This is a genomic window from Streptomyces sp. NPDC001828 (genome assembly GCF_042892175.1).
GTDB lineage: Bacteria > Actinomycetota > Actinomycetes > Streptomycetales > Streptomycetaceae > Streptomyces.
In genome coordinates this window covers 149,659-173,840 of the sequence record NZ_JBIATV010000001.1, presented here as the reverse complement: position 1 = coordinate 173,840, position 24,182 = coordinate 149,659, and the positions used below count along the sequence as shown (strand labels likewise).

Genomic DNA, 24,182 nt, shown 5'->3' with positions numbered 1-24,182 from the left:
GGGTCACCCCCGTATGTACTTGTCTGGCAGTGGGATTGCGTGCGGGTGATGGGAGAGGTCCAGTACGGGGCGCGCGGAGCGCGCGGACTGGGGAGCCGGGGGCTTCACGGGCTCCGGATCACGGCGGACCTTGCCGCCGGAGACACGGACGTTGTTGGCGTCCGCGAAACGAACTGCGTTGACCACCTGGGCCAACAGGTGTGCTTGGAGGGTCCAGCCGCGATGCTCCGGCCCGCCGGCCAATGCGGCGGCCAGGGCGGAGTCTTCGGGTAGGTGCTCGGTCAGCGTCCAGGCCCGGCGGGGGGTCAGAGTCCCCCGCCAGATGTCGGCCAGGTCGAGCCCGTAGAAGCGCTGGAGATCAGCGCGGAGCGGGCCGCCGTGGCCGTCCTCGATCAGGCCGCCGAGCCCGGCGCTTCCGGGGCCTGGGTGCCGTCCTGCCATCCGTTGATCACGCGGACGTACATGCCGATAGGCCAGTCCGCCATTTCCTCGGTCAGGGCGGCCGTGTTGTCACCGATCAGGAGCAGGAGGTCACGGAGCTGGGGAATCAGCGCGTCCAGGTCCGAACTGCCGGAGTCGGCAAAGGCGTTCAGGAGAATGCGGGCCGTCTTCATGCGGTCCGGCGGGAGCATTAGGAGGTTGCGGAGGCGAACCTCCGCGCCCGCTCGGGTGTGGAGCGGGACGGACGCGTACTCCTTCTGGGTCTCGGCCATCAGGTCAGCACAGGAAAGAACAGTCATCGGGTCCCCTAGGTGAGGTGTGGTGGCGGTCCCGGGTGGAGCCCCACCGCCCGGGGGACCGTCCAGGCGGTGGGGGCACGGAGCGCGTGGCGCTCGACGTGGCTTCTGGGTCAGGGCTTGGCCGGGGGCGTGATGGTCGCCCACTCACCAATCGCGTTGCCGATCGTGGAGGAGCCCAGGAACGTGCCCTTGATCGGGAATGACACGAAGTCGTCCACGGCCATGGCCACGGCATCCGAGCCCAGGAGCGACACCCGGGGGTGCCAGAGCGGAAGGAACTTGGTTCCGTCCACCAAGACCACCAAAAGGGCCTTGACCTGGGGAACCGGCGTGGCCGGGATACGGAACGACTTGTCCGCCTGGACCGCACCGGGCCCGGCGCCGAAGTACAGGCCGTACGTCTCGGGGGACGCCTGAATGGACTTGAACGTGATCGAGTACGTCACGTCCGGGTTGGTGGAGCGGAGCTTGGCGTTCTGCCAACTCCCCTTGATCTCCGGGTCATCGCCGTCGCGGCCGAACTCCGGGAGTTCATCACGGGAGGTGTGGCCGATGGACTCCCAGCCCGCGCCGGGCGCCAGGGGGTCCGTGATGGCGGTGGGCTTGGGCTTGTCCGCATCTGCGATGTAGATGTAACCGCCCGCCGCGACAAACGCGGCGTCGTCAACGAGTGCCATAAGGGCGTGCCTCCGGGGCGGAACATGTTCCGCGTGAGATGGGGTGGGGAAGGTCAGATGGGCCGGGCGGTGACCCGGTAGGTGGCCTGGAACCGGAAGAGGTCCGGCCCGGCGTCGGGGTCGCCCGTGCGGAGTTCGGCGGGGCCCGCCACGTCCTCGAAATGGGACAGGTAGCCGTCCGCGCCCCGGAACTGGTCCGCGCACGCGTTCGCCAGGGCGGCCCGCGCGGTGCGGGCCAGGCGGGATGCCTCCAGGCGGGTGCCGGCCGCGCACTGCACGTCCACTAGGGCGGAGTCGATGCCTCGGGCGTCCAGGGCTGCGCCGCCGACCCGGCGGGCCACCACGAGCGGGAGGACGTGCGCCCAGTCGTCGGGCCACAGGACCCGCACACTGGCGCCGTCAAGGCCCGTGCGCAGGGCGCCAGTCACCAGGGCGTCCGTGTCGGGAAGGAGTGGATACGGGCGGTTCACAGGCCCGCCTCGATCACGTAAATGCCGTTCACCCAGCGGCCGTTGCGTGAGCGGTGGCCCCAGTTGATGGCGTGGATCATCGGGTCCTCAATGGACACGGTGGAGTCCACGCGGTTGGTGCGTACGGTCAGGCTCCGGGCCAGGTCACCGCTGAAAATGTGGGCGTCCACCACGGCCTGGACCCGCGCGGCCCTCTCGTCCAGCTCTTCGCGGACGGCTTGCTTGACGCCGGGCATGTGGGCCACCACCGAGTTGAGCCGGGGGTCTACAGTCGCCATGTCACCCCCGCTTCCTGATGGTTGCTGCGTGGTAGGACACCCGGGGGTTGCCGCCGAACCGCTGGGGCTCCCCGACCACGGCCCAGGTGGTCCCGGCCCACTCGACGCGGGACCACGGCCCGGCAGGGAGATTCCGCGCGTACACGCGGTACAAGGTGCCGGTCAGGTATCCGGGTTCGCCCTGTTCGTCGGCGGAGGCGGGCGTCACGCGGGCCCGCACCACCACGGGAGCACCGGGGCCGGGCCGGGTGCCGCCGTAGCCGTCGTCCATGTCCACGGTGGGGTAGACCGTGATCTCATCCGGTCCGGAGTCCAACAGGCTCACAGCGACCCGCCAAGGCCCGCGATGGGTACGGAGAACAGACCGCCGAGCCCTGCAACGGAGCGCAAGAGGCGGACCTCCGCGTCTGTGAGTGCGACGCCCGCCGGCAGGGATGCGGGGAGCTGGTACTGGTAGGACCCCTGCATTTCGGAGCGGAACCCTTCGGGGTTGCGGGTCCGTCGTTCGGCCGCCGCAAGGGTGACGGTCACGGCCACGTCCGGCGCCTTGGCAGGGTCGGGCCACGGGAGACCGTAGGAGCGGACCATGGCAGAGGCATCCGCTAGGGCCGCCTGGGCCAGTGCCCGCTCCTCTCCAGTGAGCGTCCGCCCCAACCGGGCCTCCAGAGCCGCCAGTTCGGCAAGGGGCGTCACAGGTCCCCCTACTTGGGCGCGGCGGGCATGTCGAGCTTGACCGCGCGGACCAGCTTCTTGGTGTTGCCCACCTTGTCGGTCATCACGTTGAACCCGGCGTACAGGTTGACGATGGAGCGGTCCCGCAGCTTGGCCGCGTCGTAGTCACGGACCCATCGCATGGACAGACCGTTGTAGGACTGGCTGGAGCCGGAGGTCACGCCCGCCGGAATGGCCGGGGCGCGGGTCGCCAGGACGAACGCGGACGGGATGAACGCGAATGCGGAGCGCGGGTTGATGGCGTTGGAGGTCACCAGGTTGAACCCGGCCAGCTTGCCCACCTCCGCCTGGCGGAGTGCCGAGTCAGAGCCGGACTTGGACACGTCCGTGAGGCGGCCCGACTTCAGGAGGGCCGTCTCCACGTCGGAACCGATCAGGAGGGTTCGGTCGTTGACCGGGACCTCTGCCTTGTTGAGCGCGGCGCGGGCGTCGATGAACGCCGGGAACGGGTCCTTCTCGTCCACGACGATGGCCGGCACGCTGTAGTTGGCCGTCTGGATCATGTTGGCCACGCCCGTGTCGATGGCCTTGGCCACGGCCTTGACCTGGGGCTCCAGGACCTGGGATCCGAAGTCCTTTACATCCAGCGTCAGTTCCTCGTCCGTGACGGCTACGGCGCTGTAAATGTCCTTGTTGAGCTGGACCGTGATGGAGTCCTCCGTCAGCTCGTCCAGGACGATGTCCGTGGTCCGGTCGTTGCGCCAGTCGTACTCACGCGCGTTGAGCTGGGACGGAATGCGGACCGTGACGGTGTCGGCCTTGGCTCCGGTGAAGTCGAAACCGGCGTTGGACCACACCAGGTTGCCAAGGACCAGTTCGCGGTCCAGGAGACCGAGCGACGTTGCCGCGATGGTCTCGGCCTTCAGAAAGGCGTTAGCCATGAAATCCCCCTGTGGGCATAGGAAAGGCCCCGGTCAGGGGGCCGCAAAAGTAAGTGGTGTGCGGGGTCAGTGCCGCCCGCGCGGGATGGACGCGGCCAGGGCCGCCGGGTCGTTGGAGACCGGCTTGTCCGTGGGGTCCAGGCCGCCACGGCCGACGCCGGAGGGCCGCTTGTGGAACTCCTCCGCCAGAGCCTTGGCGTGTGCCTCCCGCGCGTCGTCGTCCGCCCCCTGGATCAGGGCTGCGAACACGGCGGGAAGGCTGTAGGTGCGGCCCAGACGTTCGCGCTGAAGTTCCGTCTCCAGTTCCTGGGCCCGCTCCTGAATGGCCGCGAACTCCTCGGGGGTCTTGGCCGCCTTCAGGGCGTCCGCCGTCTCGCGGGCCTTGACGCGGTACTTGGCGGCTTCCTTGCGGGCCGCTTCCAGCTCCGAGCGGAGTGCGTCTACGTCCAGGACGCCGTCCTCCTGGCCGTCGTCGTCCGCAGCCTCCGGGGGCGCGTCCACGGGGGTCTCCTGGACCTCCTGGCCGTCCTCCAGGGTCTGCGTCTCAACCGGGTCCGGGGTCGGGTTTTCTGCCATGCGGTACGCCTCCAGGGCACGCCAGGGACCGCCGCGTGGGCGGGTTGGTCAGGAAGGGGATTGGTTCGCGCGCCGTTGCGCGTCGATGTGGCGCCGCCAGGCGGTCCGGGCATCGTCACCAGACAGTCCGCGCGTGACCTCTCGCCATTGGCGGTCATAGTCACGGGCCTGGGGCGTCATGAAATCGTTCCGGGAGTACACCGGAACGGTCTGACAGTGGCACCCGTAGTGGTAGCGGGTCAGGTCTTCCAAAGCCACCGGGGGCCGGCGGTGCTGGCGGGCCCTCCCATCGGGGGAGCCCTCCGGCTTGCGACGGCCACCACCGATTGCCGTGGCACGGGAGGTATAGGTGGCCCCCCGGGACACGAGCATGGCGCAGAACGCGCACGGGTCGCCGTCCGTGACGCGGGCCCATCCGACCGCCCGACGGTCCTCCTGGGACGCGTGGGTGATCAGGTCTCGGCCCGCGCGCAGGGCTTCACGGTCGGCCGCTCCGGCGGCCGTAGTACCCGCGTTGCGCATCAGGGTGTCCAGCTCCTGGAGGAACCCGGCGTCATCAAGCCGCCCGCCGTCGTCCTCCTGGGACTTCAGCCGGTCCAGCTCCCTGGCCACGCGGGCCGGGCCGTTGCCGATCAGGTTGGCTACGGCCGCGCTTTCGTGGTCGTCCTCCGGGTCATCGGGCCAGTCGAAATCGTCCACGCTCACGCGGTCCGCGTCGTCCGGCTCCGGGCGGCGGACTGTGTCGGAGATCCTGGCCCAGTCCTCCCGTAGCTCCCCCAGCGTGAGGGATTCGGGAATGTGGTCCTGGTCCGGCAGGGGGACCGTGTGCCCTGTCTCCAGGGCCCGGTACAAGCGGTAGAAGGCCACCGCGGATTCTCTGGAGCGGGTCCGTTCACGCCGGACCAGGGCGAGCATGAACGCCAGCCAGACGTTCCCCGACTCTTGGAGGGAGAGCGGGGAGACACGGGACCATTGGACCAGGGACTGGGCTGACACGTTGGCGCCGATCCGGGCCTGTGTGCGCCAGTACTGGTCCAGGAGAGCGGTAGTTGCCCTACGCCGCATTGGGCGTCACCTCCGCCAGCGGCGGGGCCACGGCCTTGGCCATGGACGCGGCCAACTTCAGGGCCGGATCCGCCTGTTCCTGCATCTGCGCCCACTCCTCCACGTCCGTGGCAGTTACGCCGGGGATGCGGGGCCACAGGGCGCGCGGCGGGACCTGGAGCATGGTCACGGCCTTGCCCAGCGCGTCCACCGTCTGGGACAGGGAGCGGGAGGCCATGTCCTTCCACTGGACACGGGCGTGGGGGTCCATCTCCTGGCCGCCGCGAATGGCGACCAGGCCCAGAACCAGCTCCCAGGACTCCCCCAAGGCGTGCTGGTATTCGTCAATGGCGCGGGACAGGGCCGCTTCCGCCGCCGCCAGGGCCTCCGCCGAAAGGTTGATCAGGGAGCCCAGGAGGTGGAAGGCGGGGACCTGGGAGGCGGCGGCCATGTGCTTGGCGCCCATCTCGATAGCCTCCAGGAACCCGGCCAGGGGGGTTTCGTCAAGCTGGGAAAACTTGGTGTCCGGGTCAGGAGCGACCAGGAAGCGGGAGGCGTCGGCCTGGATCGGCACCACCTTGGGCTTGCCCGTGGTGGAGTCGTAGACCAGCTCTCCGTCCGCATCGCGAACGAACTCCGGTGCCATGCCGCTGATCGTGCGGACCTTGAAGGAGCCGAACGTCTGGGAGACCAGGAGGTCAAAGACAGTTTGGTTGACCCTGTCCTGGATCGGGATCATGGGTTCCACGACGCCGGTAACCCGGCCCTCCAGGTCGATGTCCGGAGCGAACCGGACCACCGGGGGGCGCTCGAACCCGTGCGGGCGCGACCCGATGACCTTGGGGCCTTCCTTCCCGCCCACCATCACGTCGTAGACCGTGGTGGCGTCGAACAGCCAGGCGCGGGTCTCCACGCCGTCCTGGGTCGGGACGCTCTCCACCTGGAGGGCCCAGAGCGGAAGTTCGTCGGCGGCCGGATCGTCGTACGCCGCGTACATCAGGCGCGGGGACACGCCCTTGATGACCGTGCGGGCCGGGTCCGCGACGTCCGGCAGGACCGTAACGAACGACTGGCCATAGGTGAGCGCGGCCCGCATGATCGGGGCCTGACGGGCATCCATCCGGTTGCCCTGCCACGCTTCCCACTCCGCCGGAGTCTGGGTGACCGGGCCGTCCGACTGACGCCGGTAGCCCTCCACCGCCAGCGACTGGGCAGGCGTCTTCACCAGGAGCGGAAGCCAGTTGGTGATGGCCCGCTTGGCCAGGAGCTTGTACTCATCCGTGGCAGAGCGTGGGGTGTAGGGGCCGTCATGGTCGCCGCGTATATAGCGGTCGATGCGATCCAGGCGTTCCCGCTCGCTCTTCAGGCGGGTGAAACCCAGCTCCGCCAGGCCCTCCGGGGTGTTGGTGTCAGGCATGCCACCCCTCCCAGGGTCAGAAGAAATAGACCTGGCCGGAGCGGTCAGGCGCCCGGGACTTCCCGGATTCGATCAGTCGGTGGCGGGCCAGGTCCGCAAGCAGTGCGGCGGCGTAGGCGTCCACCTTCAAGCCGGACTCCCGGTTGGCCTTGCCGAAGCTGAGGCCGTAACGGTTGGGGCGTCGGCGGGTGTTGAGGACGTGGCGCCGCAGGGTCTTGCCCAGCGGGAAGTCCTGGCCCAGGTGGCGGACCTTGCCCGACTCGATCGCGGAGACCAGCCGTTCGTTTGCTGCGGTCAGCTCCTGGAGCCCGGCGCGCATGTCGCGGCCCACGGCGGACTGGGGGCCGGCCTTGACCACCAGGCGGTCCCGGTAGTCCTCCGACCATGTGTCGATGTAGGACTCCCACAGGGCAGTGTCCGCGAAGAACGCCTGGACGTCGTAGCGCTCCAAGGCGTTGCGGACGGCTCCGTCCACGGCCAGGCGGTCCACCTGCCAGCCGTCGCCGGCCGGGCCGTCCGGCTTCTCCCAGACGGCCAGGGGAACGATCAGGCGGTCCCGAACGCGGACAGCCACCAGGCAAGTTGCATCGTCCGACTTGCCTCCGTCGAACCCGAGCGTGATCGTGTCGCCGTCTTGGAGGGTGTCCTCCACGGCGCACGCGTCCCATTCGTCCGGCGCGATCAACTGGTCTTCTGCGGTCACCAGTTGGTTCAGGAATATGCGCTGGGACCGGGAGCGCGGCATGTGGCCGGAGTAGATGGTGGAGACGATCCACTCCACGTCCAGCCAGTCCGCATCCCCCCGGGCCGCGATGATCCCGGCGCGGAGTTGGTCGGGGTCCGCCAGGTCAACCGGCGGGGCCTCCACGGAGTCGTAATACATCCCGGAGTCCCGGGACTTGCCCTCCGCGAACTTGGACCAGGCGTGCCAAGTCTGTTCGGCCACGGAGTCTTCACCCGGCAAGGGGGCGTTAGTGATCTCCATGGTTCGGGCGCCGCCGCCACGGGACTTGCCGACGTTGCCCGCAATGGTCATGGCCATTTCGTGGCCGCCGTTGGCAGAGATCCAGTGATGGGTCTCGTTCATGATCACGAACGTGGACCGGTAATCGGCCGCCTTCCAGCGCACGGGGCGAACTGGTGACGGCCTCAATCACCCCGCCTCCGGCGGAGTAGATGATCTCTTTGCCCAGGTCGATGCCGAACTCCGCGACGGCCTCCGGGGAGAACATCCCAGGGAACAGGCGCATCGTGTTGCGGGTCTGGTCCTTGCTCACCGCGCATACCTGGACCCAGGGGGCCGGGTGTGGGACGGCCTTGGGAATACCGTCCTCCCGCCAGCCGCCGAAACGGCACGGGCCGACGAACTCCACGGCCGCCAGGGAGGCCAGGAAGGGGTCCTTGCCCCAACCCTTCAGGCGTCGGATGGTGCCCTGGCGGCGGACGAACTCCCCCGCGTCGTTGATCTCGAACCAACGCAGGACGATGCGGACTTGCTCCGGCGTGTACCGCCAGGGCGTCCCCGCGTCGGGGCCGTCCGGCTGGCGCAGGTAGCGGGCGGTCCACAGAAGGACGTCCCAGCCCAGGGTCCGTGTCACGTCGGGGACGGTGTCCGGCCAAGTGCGGACCGGCGCTATGTCAGTCACCGGCCGCCGCCTTCCGGTAGGCGTCCATCAGCGTCACGCGGGCCGCTTCCGCCGGGTCTTCCCCGCCGGCCTCCCGCTCCAGCTCCACCCGGGCCCGTCGCCGGGCGCCTTCCGTGGTCAGAAGGTCCGTCATCGCGGACATGACTGCCTGAAAGAGCTGGGCGGAGAACTTGGTGGAGGCCAGGTTCCGAGACATGGCCTCCGCCACGTACACGGCGGTAAGCCAGTCGCTCTGTTCGTAGAACCTGGCCTGGCCGGAGTCCTTCAGGGACTTGAACCAGCGCTGGGCGATTGGGTGCCACTCCCCGGACGCGCGCGGAATGGTCGGGGCCTTCCCGGCCTCCGCCGTCACCAGTCCGGGGCCGTCCGGGGTGTTGCGCCTACGGCGTTGGTCGGAGCGCTTCGGCACGGGTCCGGGCATGGCAGGCACCCCCCGGGCGCGTCAGAGCCCAGGAGGGCGGTTACGGTGAGTTCAAATCGAGACCGTGGAGCCCTCCAGAGGGCTATTTCCGCAGGTCAGATGGCTTACGTAATGCCGGTCCAGGGTCCTGACGGACCCTGGAACCCGTACAGGGATCGAGCTGCTATCACGCTTCGATGCCTGTCAGAGATCCAAAGGGGGTCACCCCCACCCAATTCGGACATTGGGTTCAACGTGATCGAATCGGACATTGATCACATTCAGTGATCAAGCCTCAAAGGATCATCAACCCAAGTCCCCAGGATGACGCCGCCCAGGCCGAGCCCTACCCGGCCCCCGCCTCTGGGCCCTGGCCGCTGCCGCTTCACGAGCGGTCTTACGCGAGTGGTGCCAGGCACACAGCGTCTGAAGGTTGATCAAGTCATGGTTGTCGCCAGGCTCGATGTGGTCTACATCAGTACCCGGCTCCGGGCACCGTGGCCCATCCACCAGCCTGGCCACGCACTGGTAGCCATCACGCCGCAGCACAACCGCACGTCGCTTAGGCCAGTCACTGGGCAAGCGCGAACGTCGATCACTGGTCTCCCACGCCACGACGCCCCCACGGTCCAGTTGTGGGGTCGGCCGTCGCCGGCGCCCCGGTAAGTCAATCCCCCATCACAGCCGCGTAAGCCGGTCAAGGGGTCCGCGTGGACGGTCGCTCGGGCCGTCTCACGGGGAGTGTTCCCGCGACCCGCGCCCGGGTCGGGTACTGATCCCCTGTGCACTTACACCACACACGGAAGCTCAGAAGCGCTCAACCCTCCCGCTCAACCCGGAGGAGAGTTTGGGGAGCGGGAGGGGAGCCTTAAAGCGGACCACTCTCACCTCCACGTCTCACGCTGGAGTGTGGAGTGGGGAGCCGCTACATACACATGAACTGAGAGGCGTTACAGCCTCGTTGAGGACACGCGCCCCTCTCTCCGCTGAGGGAAGCATCAATGCCGCTTCCCAGTCCTTCTTCTCTACACACACAGATAGAAAAGAAGGACTGGGAAGGTGTTTTCCTGCTTCCGAACCACCCACATCGTCACCCTCTGACGTGGAACGATCACGCAACGCGAGAGAGGGCCGCCTGTGGCTGCGTAACCCAAACCGGGGTGAGCCGCTTTTCAATTGGCGTCCGGTCCCCCTGGTGCTTGGCAGGAGCAATAGTGACGCTCTTCAGAGCACATCGGAGCAACATCCGACGCTCCTCCATTGAGGACGCCTCCCAGGCATCAGTCAGGGCGTCACCATCCTCAAAGAGGAGCGTCAAGTCCGCCTCCCTGGCGAGTTCTTCCGCTTCCTCTCGCAGTGCGGCCACGTGGGCCTCCTGGCGCTCGCGCAGTTCCTCGTAGCGGTCCTCTGAAAGCCTTCCGCGCACATAATGGTCGTGATCGAGCTTGGCCATTCGTCGCTCTGCAACGTCCAGCTCTGCACTGACTTCCCTGCGGCGCGCATCTCGCTCAGGATCTTGGAGCGTGATCCATCTGCGTGCGATCTCGTCCAAAGCGGGGTCTCCAGGGCTGAGTGTGGATACATGGCTGCGCCACATGGCCTCGACTGCCCGCTCTACACGGGGACGCCTTGTGATCACCCCCAGGCAAGCTTCCTTGCCCAATTGCGACCACTTACGGCAGTGATAGCGGCCTCCCACTGCATTCCCACCGCCGCCCTCTTCTGGACCTCCGCAGTGGCCGCAACGAAGGATTTCAGTAAGCAGACAGGTGGTGTCCCTCTTCCCTCTGCCATCGGGCCGCGTACGGGCCGCCATATAGGCCATGATGATGGTTCGTTCCCCCGGCGTGACGACGCCCTGCCCAACGCTGACCGTGTTCCCCTTCTCATCCAGGTATGGACGAGACGTCTGGGTCCAATGGCCCGTGGGGTTGCCGTGTTCGTCCATCACCCGTTCACGATCGGGCAGGAGTCCGGCCCACAGCGCTGACTGAGCCAGCTTGGCCACCGTTGTAGCGGTCCATAGAAACCCACCGCGCGTACGCTTACCGGCCGCGTTCAAAGAAAGGGCAACTTGACGTGCTGAGACACCTTTGAGTAGGGGCTCAGCAATCATCTTGCGTGCCGTGGGGTATTCCTTTGGACTCCGCCGGACTCTCCCCTTGGCATCGTCCCGTTCTACGCCGAAGGGAAGGATCCCGCCCTGCCACTCCCCAAGAGCCTTGTGGGAGTCCTTCCCTTCCTTCGTCCGCCAGGTGATGTCCGCAGCCTCTTCACGGGCACGCTCAGCCAACACCGCAAATATGATGCGATGGCCGGCCACTGAAGAGTCCAGCCCCTCTTTCACGACTCGTAGCCGCGCCCGCCGCCGGTCCAGCTCATCCAGCGTCCCGCCTACGGCCCCCATGCCGCGACGGTCGAACCGGTCCAACTTCCTGACGTACAAGGTCTTGGAGTGCCCGGTCAGGACCGCTCCTAGCGCTGACTCCAGTTCATTGCGGCGTACGTACGTCTTGGAGGCACTGCGCTGCTCCCACCACACGGCACGGACCTTGCGATCCTCCCTGTGGGCGGCCTCCACCATGTCCCACGCGTGTTTGATCAACGTGGCGATGTCCTCTGACGGCTTGGACCGCCGGACGTAGAGGTCCGCCAGGTCTTTCGGGTCCATGCCCTCCACGTCGTCCAGAAACTGAGTCAGGTCCACGCCCTTGACGTTTTCAGTTCCCCGTGTCCACGGAGCTACCTCAATAGCTGTGCTCACCAACGGGCCCTCCCCGGTCAGGGCCCCGTCAGTCAGGGGCCACTGACCGCATCTACTGATGCCAGTTGCACACCCCATGACGTGGCGTGCGGTACGAAGACGTTGAGCAGGCCGTCGCGGCCCGCCGCCCGCTGCCGCAGGAACTCCTCGCAGTCCCCGGTCAGATCGGTGACCGTCTCACGGGAGCCGGTCGTGAGGTTCAGGACGTGGGTGGTGAAGGTGTCGGACATGCCTCCCATCTTCCCGCCGGCCCACCGGGTACACGCGGCAGCCGCACCGTCCGGATGCCCAACGGGCAAGATCGGGCGTCCGAGTGGCGAGACACCGTTGACCTCGTCCGGAACGGGTCGCTACGTTCACGCCATGTTGCGTACAGCCCTGCTCACCACGCGCGGTCACATCGACCTGCTGCGGGTGGCGTCCGCCGCTTGTTGTTGTCGCGGCTGCTGACGTCCTCTTCCGCTCCTGCGGCGCCCGACGGCCCCTTCTCCGGCCGGTCGCGGTTCTGACGTCCTTCCCGGCACCCTCGTACGCCTTCTTCTCCTCCTGAGCCCCGCCGCCGTCCGCTGACGCGTGCGGCCGGCCGGCCACGCCCCGCACCACCGCCCCGCACGGCCCCGCTCCGGCGTGGGCCGGGGCCGAGGTGCGGCGGCCGACGCTGCCCGGGGCCCGGGTTCCCCTCTTCTTCCGACCATGGAGCCTCCATGACCGTCGACCATGCCCCGCCGGACATATCCGTCCCGTCCGGTGAAGCCGCGGTGGCCGCGCCCGCCGGTCCAGTCCTCGAACCGGTCCTTCCGGCCGCCTCCCGGCGCGGCCCGCTGCGCTCGGTGCCGCGCTGGCTGCGGCGCACCATCGGACCGGTGACCCTGCTCGTGCTGTGGCAAGTCCTCAGCGCCACCGGGGTGTTGAGCCCCGACACCCTCGCCTCGCCCGGCACCGTGGCCCGCGCCGGAGCCGACCTGATCTCGGACGGCACCCTGCCGTCGGCGATGGGCATCTCGCTCCAGCGGGTGGCCGTGGGCCTGCTCATCGGCGGCGTGGCCGGAATCGCGCTGGCCCTGGTGTCCGGGCTCTCACGGCTCGGTGAGGACCTGATCGACGCCACCGTGCAGATGCTGCGCACCGTGCCGTGGGTCGGCCTGATCCCCCTGTTCATCATCTGGCTCGGCATCGGCGAGGCCCCCAAGGTCGCGCTCATCGCGCTCGGCGTGGCCTTCCACCTCTATCTGAACGTCTACGCCGGGATCCGGGGCGTGGACGCCCAACTCGTCGAAGCGGGGCAGGCGTTGGGCCTCGGCCGCTGGGGCCTGGTGCGCCATGTCGTGCTGCCGGGCGCCCTGCCCGGCGCGATGACCGGGCTTCGCTACTCGCTCGCCACGGCCTGGCTCGCCCTGGTCTTCGGCGAGTCGATCAACGCGGACGCCGGCATCGGCTTCCTGATGAACCAGGCCCGCGAGTTCTTCCGCACCGACGTGATCGTCGTCTGCCTGGTGGTGTACGCCTTCCTCGGCCTGCTCGCCGACGCCGTCGTCCGCACTCTCGAAAGGCTGCTCCTCCAATGGCGACCGACCTTCACGGGCCAGTGACCACCACGGCCACCGCCGACGCCGTCAGGGTCGAGGGGCTCACCCGCGCCTTCGACGGGCGGCCGGTCATCGACGGGCTCGATCTCACCCTGCGGGCAGGGGAGTTCACCGCGCTGCTCGGGCGCAGCGGCTGCGGAAAGTCCACCCTGCTCAGGGTGCTCGCCGGGCTCGACCGGGAGATCGAGGGCACGGTCCTCGTGCCCAAGCGGCGGGCCGTCGCCTTCCAGGCGCCCCGGCTGATGCCGTGGAAGCGGGTGTGGCGCAACGTCCTGCTCGGGCTTCCCGGCAAGCCCGAACGGGCCGTGGCCGAGAGCGCGTTGGAGGAGGTGGGGCTCGGCCACCGGTCCGGTGCCTGGCCCAAGACGCTGTCCGGCGGCGAGGCCCAGCGCGCCTCGCTCGCCCGGGCGCTGGTGCGCGAGCCCGATCTGCTGCTGCTCGACGAGCCGTTCGGCGCCCTCGACGCGCTGACCCGGATCAAGGCACAGCAGTTGGTCGCCGAGCTGTGGCAGCGGCGCGGCTGCGCGGTCCTGCTCGTCACGCACGACGTGGACGAGGCCCTGCTGCTCGCCGACCGCGTCCTGGTGATGCGGGACGGCGCCATCGCCCACGACACGCCCGTCCCGCTGGACCGGCCCCGCTCGGTCGGCGCGCCCGGCTTCGCGGCGCTGCGCTCCCGCCTCCTGGGCGAACTGGGCGTGGAGCAGCCCGCCGCGCCTTCCGCCGCCTCCGCCTCCGCCTCCGCCGCCTGATCCGGGCGCCGGAACCCCCTAAGAACCCCGCAAACCCCGCGAACTCTGCGAACTCTGCGAACTCTGCGAACTCTGCGAACTCTGCGAAGAAAGAACGTACTCATGCGACGCCACACCCTGCCCGTCCTGATGCTTCTGCCGCTCACCGTGCTCCTGGCCGCTTGCGGCGGGAACTCGGCCGCCGACACCAAGGCCGGGTCCGGCTCGGGCTCCGGCGGCGTCACGCTCAACGTCGGTGACCAGAAAGGCGGTTCGGAGGCCATTCTGAAGGCGGCCGGTGAACTCGACCACCTCGACTACAAGATCAAGTGGTCCACCTTCACCTCCGGCCCGCCGCTGCTCGAAGCGGTCAACGCCAAGGCCGTCGACATCGGCGCGGTCGGCAACACTCCCCCGGTGTTCGCCGCGGGCGCCAACTCCAAGATCAAGGTCGTGGCGGCCGCCCACGGCTCCTCCGCCGGCGAGTCCATCCTCGTCCCCGACGACTCGCCGCTGAAGCAGCCGTCCGATCTGCGGGGCAGGTCGATCGCCGTCGCCCAGGGCAGCTCGGCCCACTACCAGCTGCTCGCCGCGCTCAAGAAGGCCGGGCTCGGCATCGGGGACGTCAAGCTCAACTACCTCCAGCCCGCCGACGCCCTGGCCGCCTTCAACCGCGGCAAGGTCGACGCCTGGGCGGTGTGGGACCCGTACACCTCGCAGGTCCTCGGCTCGAAGAAGGGGCGGATCCTGACGACCGGCGAGGGCCAGGTCAACGGCCTCAGCTTCCAGGTCGCCGCGCCCGACGCGCTGGGCGACCCGGTTAAGGCGAAGGCCATCGGCGACTACATCCAGCGCCTCAACCGCGCCCAGGACTGGGTGTTCAAGCACCCGGAGGCCTGGGCGAAGGTCTGGGCGAAGGAGACCGGGCTGCCCTACTCGGTCGCGCTCGACTCGGTGAAGCGCTCCAACGGCACCCGGGTCCCGGTCGCCCTGGACGACGCCGCCGTCTCCTCCGAGCAGCAGATCGCCGACACCTTCGCCGACCTGAAGCTGATCCCGCGCCGCTTCTCCTTCAAGGACTACGTGGACACCCGCTTCAACGGCTCGCTGCCCCCCTCCACCACCGCGCCCCGCTCGTACGGAAAGGCCTCTTCCTGATGACCGTCCATCTGCACTGGTTCCTGCCCACCGGCGGTGACGGCCGGACCCTGGTCGACCGGCACGCCTACACCGACGGCGGCATCAAGCGCTCGCGGATCACCCCGGTGACCGGGGTGCGGGCGCCCGACATCGAGTACCTGGCCCAAATCGCCAAGGCGGCCGAGCAGTTGGGCTTCGAGGCGGTCCTGACGCCGACGGGCACCTGGTGCGAGGACGCCTGGCTGACGACGGTCGCGCTCGCCCAGCACACCGAGCGGCTGAAGTTCCTGGTCGCCTTCCGGCCCGGCGTCATCTCCCCCACGCTCGCGGCCCAGATGGCGGCGACCTACCAGCGCATCACGCGCGGCCGGCTGCTGCTCAACGTGGTGACCGGCGGCGACTCGACCGAGCAGCGGCGCTTCGGCGACCACCTGGACCACGACCGGCGCTACGCGCGGACCTCGGAGTTCCTGTCCGTCGTCCGCGGGGTGTGGAGCGGACTGCCGTACGACTTCGACGGCGAGCACTACCAGGTGGAGGGCGGCCTGACCGCGCTGCCGCCGGACCCGCTGCCGGAGATCTTCTTCGGGGGCTCCTCGCCCGCCGCCGGGCCGGTGGCCGCCGATCACGCGGATGTCTATCTGACCTGGGGCGAGCCGCCCGCGCAGGTGAAGCAGAAGATCGACTGGATCCGGGGGCTGGCGGAGGAACGCGGCCGCACGGTGCGGTTCGGCATCCGGCTCCACACGATCTCGCGCGACTCCTCGCGGGAGGCGTGGGCCACGGCCGACCGGCTGCTCGGCGACCTCGACGCGGAGACCATCGCGGCGGCCCAGCAGGCGCTGGGCAAGAGCGAGTCGGTGGGCCAGCAGCGGATGCTCGCGCTGCACAACGGCTCGCGGGACGGCCTGGAGATCTCGCCGAACCTGTGGGCGGGCGTGGGCCTGGTGCGGGGCGGGGCGGGCACGGCGCTCGTCGGCAGCCACGCGGAGGTGGCCGACCGGATCGAGGAGTACCACGACCTCGGGGTCGAGCACTTCGTCCTGTCCGGCTATCCGCACCTGGAGGAGGCGTACTGGTTCGGCGAGGGCGTGACGCCCGACCTCGCCGCGCGCGGGCTGCTTCCGACGATCCCGGCCTCGCCGCTGCTCGGCGTGCCCGCGGCCAACGGGCGCCCGGCCTCCGCGCCCGGCGGAGCCCCGCTGCTCGTGGGCGGCGGCCGCTGAGCCACCCCGGGGAAGATCCCCGCACCCCGCACGGTTGGCAGAACCGTGAACGACTTCGGGGTGCGAGACGTGGACGTGGTGGTCATAGGCGCCGGGCAGGCGGGCCTGTCCGGCGCCTACCACCTGCGGCGGGCCGGCTTTGAGCCCGACCGGGACTTCGTGGTGCTCGACCACGCGCCGAAGCCGGGCGGCGCCTGGCAGTTCCGCTGGCCCTCGCTCACCTACGGCAAGGTGCACGGCATGCACGCCCTGCCCGGCATGGAGCTGACCGGGGCGGCCGCCGAGCGCCCGTCGTCCGAGGTGATCGGCGCGTACTTCACCGCGTACGAGGACGCCTTCGGCCTGCGGGTGCACCGCCCCGTGGACGTGCGCGCCGTACGGGAGGGCGCGGACGGACGGCTGCTCGTCGCGACGTCGGAGGGCGCCTACGCCACACGTGCGCTGATCAATGCCACCGGAACCTGGGACCGGCCGTTCTGGCCGCGCCATCCGGGTCAGGAGACGTTCCAGGGGCGGCAGTTGCACACGGCGGACTATCCGGGGCCCGAGGCGTTCGCCGGGCAGCGGGTGATCGTGGTGGGCGGCGGGGCCTCGGGCACCCAGCACCTGATGGAGATCGCCGAGGTCGCGGCGGACACGACCTGGGTGACGCGCAGGCCACCGGTCTTCCGCGAGGGGCCCTTCGACGAGGACGCCGGGCGCGAGGCCGTCGGAAAGGTCGAGGAGCGGGTGCGGCTCGGGCTGCCGCCGAGGAGCGTGGTGTCGGTGACGGGGCTGCCCCTGAACGACGCCGTCCGGGCGGCACGCGCCCGGGGTGTCCTGGACCGGCTGCCGATGTTCGACCGGATCACCGAGCACGGGGTGGTGTGGGACGACGGGCGCGCGGTCGAGGCCGACGTCATCCTGTGGGCCACCGGGTTCCGCCCGGTCATCGGCCATCTCGCCCCGCTGCGGCTGCGCGAGCCGGGCGGCGGCATCCGCCTCGACGGCACGAAGGCGGTCAGGGACGAGCGCGTCCATCTGGTCGGCTACGGCCCCTCGGCGTCGACGATCGGCGCGAACCGGGCCGGCCGGTCGGCGGTACGGGAGATCAAGCGGCTGCTCGATCGCGAGCGGAGTCCCGAGCTCAGCCTGCGCTAGCCGTCCTTCTGCTCTGGTTCTCGTTGAACTCCCTTACGTTCAGGCGCTGTTGGGCATAGCTGTCGGTGAAGCGCGTGTCCCCGGGGGCCACCGTCACGAAGTACAGCCAGTCGCCCGGGGTCGGATTGACGGCGGCCTCGACGGCTTCCTGGCCGGGGTTGGCGATGGGGGTGGGCGGCAGGCCCTTGTGCTCGTAGGTGTTGTACGGGCTGTCGATCCTGGTGTCACCCGTCGTGGTGGCCAGCGTGGAGCGGTTGAGCGCGTAGTTCAGGGTCGAGTCCATCTGGAGGGGCATGCCCCGGGCCAGGCGGTTGCGGATGACGCGGGAGACCTTGCCCATGTCGGCCGTGGTGTCGGCCTCGGCCTGCACGATCCCGGCGATGGTGACGGTCTGATAGACCGTCAGGCCGCCGCCCTTGGCGCCCGCCGTGATGCGGTCCTGCCCGAAGCGCTTGTTGGCGGTCTCGACCATGTAGGCGAGCAGACCGCCCGGCGTCGTGTCGTCCGTGACCGGGTAGGTCGCCGGGAACAGATAGCCCTCGGGGTTGCCCTTGGCCTCGGCCGGCAGCTTGAGGTCGGCCGTCGTCGCGGCCCGCTTGGTCGTGCCGGGCGGCACATCGAGGCGCTTGTCGACGGCCGCGTAGACCTGGCTCGCCCGCCACCCCTCCGGGACGAGGAGGGTACGGGCCGGGGCGCGGGTCCCGCGCAGCACCAGGACGAGCACCACACCGGCCACCAGGAGCAGCGCGAACAGCAGCAGGAGCAGTCGGCCCCGGCGGGTCAGGCGGGGGCGTCTGCGGTAGGCGGTCTCGCTCATGGCGGCACGCTACCCCCACAGATCAGACAAACCAGACATCCGACGGGCGTCGACACGCACGGCAGGCGCGCTCCGGGGAACACACGAACAGGGGATCGGGTGTTCGCCAGTACGCGTGATCGTCACCGGATTCGTTGCTCGACTCCCTTGTGGCGAACGATGCTTGTAGGGCGCAAGCGACGGTCTGGAGACCGGAGTTGCGCGGTCCCACAGCGGCGTCTTCCCAGCGCCGCATCACCCGTACAAGGAGAAAGCACCACCATGAACCTCATCACCGACCTGCTCGCCGGCGTCCTCCACTTCATCGGCTGGCTCGTCTGACGATCGTCACGCCCGGCGCCGTCGCTCCCCGTCCCACGGGAGCGGCGGCGTCGCCGTGTGCCCAGGGGGCTCAGCTTCGGGCGGGGGCCAGCTGGGCGTCCCTGCGGACCAGTGCCGCGTACCTGCCGTCCTGGTCGAGCAGCTCCTCGTGGGTGCCGCGCTCGGCGATCACGCCGCCGTCGAGGACGACGATCTGGTCCGCGTCCCGCACGGTGGAGAGCCGGTGGGCGATCGTGATGGTGGTGCGGCCCTCGGACAGTGCGTCGATGGCCTGCTGGACCGCCTGTTCCGTCCGGGTGTCGAGCGCGCTGGTGGCCTCGTCGAGGATGAGGACCGGCGGGTCGCGCAGGATCGTCCGGGCGATGGCCAGGCGCTGCTTCTCACCGCCCGAGAACCGGTAGCCGCGCTCGCCGACCAGGGTGTCGTAGCCGTCCGGCAGCGAGGCGATGTGGTCGTGGATCTGGGCGGCGCGGGCGGCCGCCTCCAGCTCCCCGTCGGTGGCTTCGGGCTTGGCGAAGCGCAGGTTCTCGGCGACCGAGGCGTGGAAGAGGTACGTCTCCTGGGAGACCACGCCGACCGAGCGGGCCAGGCTGTCGAAGTCGAGCTCGCGCACGTCCACGCCGTCGAGCGTGACGCGGCCACCGGTCACGTCGTACAGGCGCGGCACCAGGTAGCTGAGCGTGGACTTGCCCGAGCCGGTGGGGCCGACGACGGCGAGGCTGCCGCCCGCGGGCACGGTCAGGTCGATGCCGGAGAGGGTCGGCCGCTCCTGCTTGTCGTCGTAGTGGAAGTCGACGCCCTCGAAGCGGACCGCGCCGCGCGCCTGGGGAAGCCGTACGGGCTCGGCGGGTTCGGTGATGTCGACCGGCAGGTCGAGGTATTCGAAGATCCGCTGGAAGAGGGCGAGCGAGGTCTGCATCTGGACGCCCGTGGACAGCAGGCTCACGGCGGGCCGGAACAGGCCCTGCTGGAGCGAGACGAAGGCGACGAGGGTACCGATGGAGACCGAGGGGCCGCCGGTCTGGAGGGCGAGGCCGGCCGCCCAGTAGATGACGGCGGGCATGGCGGCCATGACGATGCCGATGGTGGACATGCGCCAGCGCCCGGCCATGTTGGAGCGCACTTCGAGGTCCACCAGGCGCTCGGACTCGGCGGCGAAGTTCTGGGTCAGCGAGTCGGCGCGGCCCATGGTGCGGCCGAGCAGGATGCCGCTGACGGACAGCGACTCGGTGACCTCGGCGGCCATCGCGGCCATCTGCTTCTGGCGCTGGGTGGTGATCTTCTTGCGTTCGCGGCCGACTCTGCGGCTGATCCACACGAACACGGGGAGCAGGAGCAGCGAGACGCAGGTCAGGCGCCAGTCGAGCGCCAGCATCGCGACGACGGAGGCGACGACGGCGGTGAGGTTGGAGACCAGCGAGGTGGCGGTGGAGGTCACGGTCGCCTGCATGCCACCGATGTCGTTGGCGATGCGGGACTGCACCTCACCGGTGCGCGTGCGCGTGAAGAACGCGAGCGGCATCCGCTGGAGCTGGGCGTAGACGCCGGTGCGCAGGTCGTGCATGACGCGCTGGCCGACGGTGGTGCTGATGAGCGTCTGGAGCACGCCGAAGACGCTGTTGACGACCGCGGTGGCGATCATGCCGAGGGCGAGCAGGCTCAGCAGGCCCGTGCGGTTCTGCGGAATGGCCACGTCGAGGATCTCGCGCAGCAGGAACGGCGAGGCGACCGAGACGAGCGAGGAGGCGGCGACGAGCAGGCCGACGACGGCGAGCCTGCCGCGGTAGGGCCGGAAGAGGCCGAGGATGCGGCGGATCTGCGCCGGCTCCTGCGGCTCGGAGCCACGGGGCGGGGGTGTCCAGGTGGATTGTTCGGGGCGCATGGGCTCCTTCGACAGGTGTGAGGGCGTCCGCCCGGGGGCGGCGCGGCGGTGACTTCGGGAGCATAGCTCATTGTTACCTATACTCACAATGAACCAGGTCCTGTTATTGTTCCCGTATGCAGCCACACATTTCCCGGGCCCCCGACGCCGACGGCCTGCTGGCCGAGCAGTTGCTGCGGCTGACCCGCCGACTGCACCGGATCCAGAAGCAGCACCTGGAGCCGGTGGGCATCACGCCCGCGCAGTCCCGGCTGCTGCGCACGCTCGCCCACTGGAGCGAGCCGCCGCGCATGGCCGACCTGGCCGCCCGCCTGGAGGTCGTGCCGCGCGCCGTGACCACCCTGGTCGACGCCCTGGAGGAGAGCGGGGACGTGCGGCGGGTGCCCGATCCCACCAACCGCCGGGTCATCCGGATCGAGCTCACCGAGGCGGGCCGCGCCACGCTGCGCGCGTTGCGCAGCGCGCGCCGGGGCGCCGCGGAGGAGATCCTGGCTCCATTGGACGCCGGCCAGCGCGAGGTGCTCGGCGGACTGCTGACGGCTCTGGTGGACGGATCCCCGGAGCACCGCTGCTGACGGACCCGAGGAGGCCGTGGTCATGCCGCTGCTGGAGCCCGATCCGCGAAGCCTGCGCCCCACCGGACGGCGCGAGCCCTCCCCCGACCGGGTCCCCGACCGCCTGGCCGCCGGCACCCCGGAGCCGCTGCGCTCGGAGCTGATCGCGCTGCTCGGCGCGGACAAGGTGTGCTGGAAGGTCTCCGACCTGGTGCGCTACGCCTCGGACGCCAGCCCGTACCGCTTCGTGCCGCGGGCCGTCGTCGTCGCCGAGGACATCGACGACGTCTCCGCGGTCCTGTCGTACGCCCACGGCAAGGGCCGCGAGGTCGTCTTCCGGGCGGCGGGCACCAGCCTGAACGGGCAGGCGCAGGGCGAGGACATCCTGGTGGACGTGCGCCGGCACTGGGCGGGCGTCGAGGTGCTCGACGACGGGCTGCGGGCGCGGGTCCGGCCGGGGACGACCGTCGCCCGCGCCAATGCCGCGCTCGCCCGGCACGGCCGCGTGCTCGGGCCCGATCCGGCCAGCGCCATCGCCTGCACGGTGGGCGGGGTGGTCGCCAACAACGCCTCGGGCATGACGGCCGGCACCACCCGCAACTCGTACCGCACCGTCTCCTCGCTCACCTTCGTGCTGCCGAGCGGCACGGTCGTCGACACCGGGGATCCACGCGCCGACGAGGACCTCGCTCATGCCGAACCCCGGCTCTGCGCGGCGCTGTTGGCGTTGAAGGGGGAGATCGAGGCGGACCCGGAGCTCACCGCCCGGATCCGCGCCAAGTACACGATCAAGAACACCAACGGCTACCGCCTCGACGCCTTCCTCGACGGGTCGACGCCGGTCGAGATCCTGCGCGGGCTCATGGTCGGCTCCGAGGGCACCTTCGGGTTCATCTCGGAGGTCGTCTTCGACACGCTGCCCCTGGACCGGCTCGTCTCCACGGCCCTGCTCTTCTTCCCCTCGCTGCCCGCCGCGGCGGCGGCCGTGCCGCTGTTCAACGAGGCGGGCGCGATCGCCGTGGAGCTGATGGACGGCAATACGCTGCGGGCCTCCGTCAGCGTCAAGGGGGTGCCCGCCGACTGGGCCGGCCTGCCCAAGGACACCACGGCGCTCCTGGTGGAGTTCCGGGCGCCCGCGCCGGCGGCCCAGGAGGCGTACGAGCGGGCCGCCGCCCAGGTGCTCGCGGGGCTCGAACTGGTCGCGCCCGCCGCCTCGGTGACCAATGAGTTCACCCGGGATCCGGGGACGATCGCCGGGTACTGGAAGGCGCGCAAGGCGTTCGTGACCGCCGTCGGCGGCACCCGCCCCTCCGGTACGACGCTGATCACCGAGGACTTCGCGGTGCCGCCGTCGAGCCTGTCCGAGGCGTGTGCGGCACTGCTCGAACTCCAGGCGCGGCACGGCTTCGACGCCGCCGTCGCCGGTCATGCCGCGCACGGCAACCTGCACTTCCTGCTGGCCTTCGACGCGTCGAAGCCGTCCGACGTGGACCGCTACGCCGCGTTCATGGACGAGTTCTGCCGCCTCACCGTGGAGCGCTTCGACGGATCCCTGAAGGCCGAGCACGCCACGGGCCGCAACATCGCGCCGTTCCTGGAGCTGGAGTGGGGACCCAGGGCGACCGAGCTGATGTGGCGCACCAAGCAGGCCATCGACCCGGACGGGGTGCTCGCGCCGCGCATCGTGCTGGACCGCGATCCACGGGCGCATCTGCGGGGCCTCAAGACCATCCCGAAGGTGGAGCTCGTCGCCGATCCCTGCATCGAGTGCGGCTTCTGCGAACCGAGCTGCCCCAGCCGCGATCTGACCACCACCCCGCGCCAACGGATCGTGCTGCGCCGGGAGATGACGCGCCAGCCGGCCGGCTCACCCGTCGAGTCCGCGCTCCTCGACTCCTACGGCTACGACGCGGTCGACACCTGCGCCGGGGACTCCACGTGCGCCCTGGACTGTCCGGTCGGCATCGACACGGGCGCCCTGATGAAGGGCTTCCGGCACCAACGGCACTCCGCGCGCGAGGAGCGGATCGCGGCCCTCGCCGCCCGGAACTTCAAGGCCGTCGAGGCGTCCGCCCGGCTCGCGGTGGCGGCGGCCGACAAGATCGGCGACCGGCTCGTGGAGCGCGTCACGGGCCTCGCCCGCAAGGCCGTACGCCCCGACCTCGTACCGGAGTGGCTGCCGCGGATCCCCGGCGCCGCGAGCTCCAGGCTCCCGCGTACCGAGCGCGTCGGCGCCTTTGCGGTCTACTACCCGGCGTGCGTCAACCGCATCTTCGGCGAGCCCGACGGCTTCCGCGGGCCCTCGCTCCCCGAGGCACTGGTGGCGGTCTCCGAGCGGGCCGGGCGGCCGGTGTGGATCCCGGAGAAGGTGGCGGGCACCTGCTGCGCCACGATCTGGCACTCCAAGGGGTACGCCGAGGGCAACGTGGTGATGGCCAACCGCATCGTCGAAGCCGCCTGGGGCTGGACCGCCGGCGGGCTCCTGCCACTGGTGGTCGACGCCTCGTCGTGCACACTCGGGATCGCGCACGAGGTGGTGCCCTACCTCAGCGACGACAACCGCGAGCTGCACCGCGAGCTGACGGTCGTCGACTCGGTCGTCTGGGCCGCCGAGGAACTCCTGCCCCGCCTCACCGTCCTGCGTACGGCGCGCTCGGCCGTCCTTCATCCCACTTGTTCCATGCGGCACTTGGGGGACGAGGCGCAGCTGCGGGCCGTCGCGGCGGCGTGCGCGGACGAGGTGGTCGTGCCCGACGACGCGGGGTGCTGCGCGTTCGCGGGCGACCGCGGGATGCTGCATCCGGAGCTGACGGAGTCGGCCACCGCCCGTGAGGCGGCCGAGGTGCGCGCCCGGCCGTACGAGGCGCATCTGTCGGCGAACCGGATGTGCGAGGTCGGCCTTGAGCACGGTACGGGGCGTCGGTACTACTCCGTGATCCTGGAGCTGGAGCGGGCCACGCGGCCCGGCCCCGCGTACCTCCGGCGCAGCTGAGCGCCGGTCTGAGGGGCGGGCTTCGACGGCGACACGTACGTCCCCGCCCCTGATGGAACGTCATCAAGCCTTCCTGGGCCGGTATCAAGAGACCGGCGGGGCTCTTGCGCGCAAGCCGGACCTTCCTTCAAGGTCGCTACCTAGGTTCGGCAAAGGTCGCGCAAATCT

Annotated in this window: 24 protein-coding genes and 1 pseudogene; 7 read left to right on the top strand and 18 right to left on the bottom strand. The window is 70.0% G+C overall.

What is annotated here, in order from left to right; translation table 11 throughout:
• Positions 1 to 3 precede the first annotated feature (3 nt).
• The 16 genes and pseudogenes from ACFYZA_RS00840 to ACFYZA_RS00765 all read right to left on the bottom strand — a co-directional run.
• The gene (locus ACFYZA_RS00840; RefSeq protein WP_376207643.1) at positions 4 to 441 is read right to left on the bottom strand and encodes a hypothetical protein; all 438 of its coding nucleotides are present in this window, start codon (positions 439 to 441) and stop codon (positions 4 to 6) included.
• Positions 393 to 713: a hypothetical protein gene (locus tag ACFYZA_RS00835; RefSeq protein WP_376207645.1), complete on the bottom strand. Its 321-nt coding sequence runs from the start codon at positions 711 to 713 to the stop codon at positions 393 to 395. The genes ACFYZA_RS00840 and ACFYZA_RS00835 overlap by 49 nt, the downstream gene beginning before the upstream one ends.
• A 137-nt stretch (positions 714 to 850) precedes the next feature.
• Positions 851 to 1,417, bottom strand: a complete 567-nt coding sequence (locus tag ACFYZA_RS00830; RefSeq protein ID WP_376207648.1) for a hypothetical protein — start codon at positions 1,415 to 1,417, stop codon at positions 851 to 853.
• A 53-nt stretch (positions 1,418 to 1,470) separates the two neighbouring features.
• A complete protein-coding gene (locus tag ACFYZA_RS00825; protein ID WP_376207651.1) occupies positions 1,471 to 1,845 on the bottom strand; it encodes a hypothetical protein in 375 nt (124 codons plus the stop codon).
• Positions 1,846 to 1,883: 38 nt separating this feature from the next.
• On the bottom strand, positions 1,884 to 2,165 hold the full coding sequence (locus ACFYZA_RS00820) for a DUF5403 family protein (RefSeq protein WP_388486006.1): 282 nt from the start codon (positions 2,163 to 2,165) through the stop codon (positions 1,884 to 1,886).
• A gap of 1 nt (position 2,166) precedes the next feature.
• On the bottom strand, positions 2,167 to 2,490 hold the full coding sequence (locus ACFYZA_RS00815) for a hypothetical protein (protein WP_376207657.1): 324 nt from the start codon (positions 2,488 to 2,490) through the stop codon (positions 2,167 to 2,169).
• Positions 2,487 to 2,858, bottom strand: a complete 372-nt coding sequence (locus ACFYZA_RS00810; protein WP_376207659.1) for a hypothetical protein — start codon at positions 2,856 to 2,858, stop codon at positions 2,487 to 2,489. Before ACFYZA_RS00810 ends, ACFYZA_RS00815 begins: the two co-directional genes overlap by 4 nt.
• A gap of 8 nt (positions 2,859 to 2,866) precedes the next feature.
• The gene (locus ACFYZA_RS00805) at positions 2,867 to 3,778 is read right to left on the bottom strand and encodes a P22 phage major capsid protein family protein (RefSeq protein WP_376207662.1); all 912 of its coding nucleotides are present in this window, start codon (positions 3,776 to 3,778) and stop codon (positions 2,867 to 2,869) included.
• Positions 3,779 to 3,844: 66 nt separating this feature from the next.
• Positions 3,845 to 4,354: a hypothetical protein gene (locus ACFYZA_RS00800; protein ID WP_388486002.1), complete on the bottom strand. Its 510-nt coding sequence runs from the start codon at positions 4,352 to 4,354 to the stop codon at positions 3,845 to 3,847.
• A 48-nt stretch (positions 4,355 to 4,402) separates the two neighbouring features.
• Positions 4,403 to 5,269: a hypothetical protein gene (locus ACFYZA_RS00795; protein WP_388486001.1), complete on the bottom strand. Its 867-nt coding sequence runs from the start codon at positions 5,267 to 5,269 to the stop codon at positions 4,403 to 4,405.
• A 139-nt stretch (positions 5,270 to 5,408) separates the two neighbouring features.
• The gene (locus ACFYZA_RS00790) at positions 5,409 to 6,815 is read right to left on the bottom strand and encodes a phage portal protein (protein ID WP_388485998.1); all 1,407 of its coding nucleotides are present in this window, start codon (positions 6,813 to 6,815) and stop codon (positions 5,409 to 5,411) included.
• A 16-nt stretch (positions 6,816 to 6,831) separates the two neighbouring features.
• Positions 6,832 to 7,761, bottom strand: coding sequence for a hypothetical protein (locus ACFYZA_RS00785; protein ID WP_388485996.1), 930 nt, complete (start codon positions 7,759 to 7,761; stop codon positions 6,832 to 6,834).
• 25 nt (positions 7,762 to 7,786) lie between these two features.
• Complete coding sequence (locus tag ACFYZA_RS00780; protein ID WP_388485994.1) at positions 7,787 to 8,413, bottom strand: hypothetical protein; 627 nt, start codon at positions 8,411 to 8,413, stop codon at positions 7,787 to 7,789.
• 40 nt (positions 8,414 to 8,453) lie between these two features.
• Positions 8,454 to 8,882: a hypothetical protein gene (locus ACFYZA_RS00775; RefSeq protein ID WP_376207678.1), complete on the bottom strand. Its 429-nt coding sequence runs from the start codon at positions 8,880 to 8,882 to the stop codon at positions 8,454 to 8,456.
• A gap of 1,090 nt (positions 8,883 to 9,972) precedes the next feature.
• Complete coding sequence (locus tag ACFYZA_RS00770) at positions 9,973 to 11,568, bottom strand: recombinase family protein (protein WP_388485992.1); 1,596 nt, start codon at positions 11,566 to 11,568, stop codon at positions 9,973 to 9,975.
• A gap of 134 nt (positions 11,569 to 11,702) precedes the next feature.
• Positions 11,703 to 11,855 (bottom strand): annotated as a pseudogene (locus ACFYZA_RS00765) (YjbQ family protein); the annotation flags it as partial.
• Between the two features lie 474 nt (positions 11,856 to 12,329).
• Here ACFYZA_RS00765 and ACFYZA_RS00760 point away from each other — a divergent pair.
• From ACFYZA_RS00760 to ACFYZA_RS00740, 5 genes are all read left to right on the top strand, one after another.
• Positions 12,330 to 13,214: an ABC transporter permease gene (locus ACFYZA_RS00760; RefSeq protein WP_388485990.1), complete on the top strand. Its 885-nt coding sequence runs from the start codon at positions 12,330 to 12,332 to the stop codon at positions 13,212 to 13,214.
• Positions 13,187 to 13,963 (top strand): ABC transporter ATP-binding protein, encoded by a 777-nt coding sequence (locus tag ACFYZA_RS00755; protein WP_388485988.1) that lies wholly within the window; start codon positions 13,187 to 13,189, stop codon positions 13,961 to 13,963. The genes ACFYZA_RS00760 and ACFYZA_RS00755 overlap by 28 nt, the downstream gene beginning before the upstream one ends.
• A 102-nt stretch (positions 13,964 to 14,065) precedes the next feature.
• Complete coding sequence (locus ACFYZA_RS00750; RefSeq protein ID WP_382587899.1) at positions 14,066 to 15,100, top strand: ABC transporter substrate-binding protein; 1,035 nt, start codon at positions 14,066 to 14,068, stop codon at positions 15,098 to 15,100.
• A complete protein-coding gene (locus ACFYZA_RS00745; protein ID WP_388485986.1) occupies positions 15,100 to 16,308 on the top strand; it encodes an LLM class flavin-dependent oxidoreductase in 1,209 nt (402 codons plus the stop codon). The genes ACFYZA_RS00750 and ACFYZA_RS00745 overlap by 1 nt, the downstream gene beginning before the upstream one ends.
• Before the next feature lie 45 nt (positions 16,309 to 16,353).
• Positions 16,354 to 17,448 carry an NAD(P)-binding domain-containing protein gene (locus ACFYZA_RS00740; RefSeq protein ID WP_388485984.1) on the top strand — a complete coding sequence of 365 codons (1,095 nt, stop codon included), beginning with the start codon at positions 16,354 to 16,356 and terminating at the stop codon, positions 17,446 to 17,448.
• Here the strand turns inward: ACFYZA_RS00740 and mltG are convergent.
• Together mltG and ACFYZA_RS00730 are read right to left on the bottom strand one after the other, a co-directional pair.
• Complete coding sequence (mltG, locus tag ACFYZA_RS00735) at positions 17,435 to 18,265, bottom strand: endolytic transglycosylase MltG (RefSeq protein WP_388485981.1); 831 nt, start codon at positions 18,263 to 18,265, stop codon at positions 17,435 to 17,437. The two genes, ACFYZA_RS00740 and mltG, sit on opposite strands and share 14 nt — an antisense overlap.
• A 391-nt stretch (positions 18,266 to 18,656) precedes the next feature.
• A complete protein-coding gene (locus tag ACFYZA_RS00730) occupies positions 18,657 to 20,468 on the bottom strand; it encodes an ABC transporter ATP-binding protein (RefSeq protein WP_388485979.1) in 1,812 nt (603 codons plus the stop codon).
• 116 nt (positions 20,469 to 20,584) lie between these two features.
• Here ACFYZA_RS00730 and ACFYZA_RS00725 point away from each other — a divergent pair, with 116 nt between their 5' ends.
• Both ACFYZA_RS00725 and ACFYZA_RS00720 read left to right on the top strand, forming a co-directional pair.
• Positions 20,585 to 21,043 carry a MarR family winged helix-turn-helix transcriptional regulator gene (locus tag ACFYZA_RS00725; RefSeq protein ID WP_382587909.1) on the top strand — a complete coding sequence of 153 codons (459 nt, stop codon included), beginning with the start codon at positions 20,585 to 20,587 and terminating at the stop codon, positions 21,041 to 21,043.
• 22 nt (positions 21,044 to 21,065) lie between these two features.
• Positions 21,066 to 24,014, top strand: a complete 2,949-nt coding sequence (locus tag ACFYZA_RS00720) for an FAD-binding and (Fe-S)-binding domain-containing protein (RefSeq protein WP_388485977.1) — start codon at positions 21,066 to 21,068, stop codon at positions 24,012 to 24,014.
• The last annotated feature ends 168 nt before the right edge of the window (positions 24,015 to 24,182 follow it).

Coding starts and splice junctions, on each gene's coding strand:
- ACFYZA_RS00800 (WP_388486002.1), bottom strand. CDS start 4,354: ATGGCAGAAAACCCGACCCCGGACCCGGTTGAGACGCAGACCCTGGAG.
- mltG (WP_388485981.1), bottom strand. CDS start 18,265: ATGAGCGAGACCGCCTACCGCAGACGCCCCCGCCTGACCCGCCGGGGC.
- ACFYZA_RS00790 (WP_388485998.1), bottom strand. CDS start 6,815: ATGCCTGACACCAACACCCCGGAGGGCCTGGCGGAGCTGGGTTTCACC.
- ACFYZA_RS00725 (WP_382587909.1), top strand. CDS start 20,585: ATGCAGCCACACATTTCCCGGGCCCCCGACGCCGACGGCCTGCTGGCC.
- ACFYZA_RS00835 (WP_376207645.1), bottom strand. CDS start 713: ATGGCCGAGACCCAGAAGGAGTACGCGTCCGTCCCGCTCCACACCCGA.
- ACFYZA_RS00830 (WP_376207648.1), bottom strand. CDS start 1,417: ATGGCACTCGTTGACGACGCCGCGTTTGTCGCGGCGGGCGGTTACATC.
- ACFYZA_RS00750 (WP_382587899.1), top strand. CDS start 14,066: ATGCGACGCCACACCCTGCCCGTCCTGATGCTTCTGCCGCTCACCGTG.
- ACFYZA_RS00840 (WP_376207643.1), bottom strand. CDS start 441: ATGGCAGGACGGCACCCAGGCCCCGGAAGCGCCGGGCTCGGCGGCCTG.
- ACFYZA_RS00730 (WP_388485979.1), bottom strand. CDS start 20,468: ATGCGCCCCGAACAATCCACCTGGACACCCCCGCCCCGTGGCTCCGAG.
- ACFYZA_RS00820 (WP_388486006.1), bottom strand. CDS start 2,165: ATGGCGACTGTAGACCCCCGGCTCAACTCGGTGGTGGCCCACATGCCC.
- ACFYZA_RS00805 (WP_376207662.1), bottom strand. CDS start 3,778: ATGGCTAACGCCTTTCTGAAGGCCGAGACCATCGCGGCAACGTCGCTC.
- ACFYZA_RS00745 (WP_388485986.1), top strand. CDS start 15,100: ATGACCGTCCATCTGCACTGGTTCCTGCCCACCGGCGGTGACGGCCGG.
- ACFYZA_RS00775 (WP_376207678.1), bottom strand. CDS start 8,882: ATGCCCGGACCCGTGCCGAAGCGCTCCGACCAACGCCGTAGGCGCAAC.
- ACFYZA_RS00755 (WP_388485988.1), top strand. CDS start 13,187: ATGGCGACCGACCTTCACGGGCCAGTGACCACCACGGCCACCGCCGAC.
- ACFYZA_RS00795 (WP_388486001.1), bottom strand. CDS start 5,269: ATGCTCGCCCTGGTCCGGCGTGAACGGACCCGCTCCAGAGAATCCGCG.
- ACFYZA_RS00720 (WP_388485977.1), top strand. CDS start 21,066: ATGCCGCTGCTGGAGCCCGATCCGCGAAGCCTGCGCCCCACCGGACGG.
- ACFYZA_RS00760 (WP_388485990.1), top strand. CDS start 12,330: ATGACCGTCGACCATGCCCCGCCGGACATATCCGTCCCGTCCGGTGAA.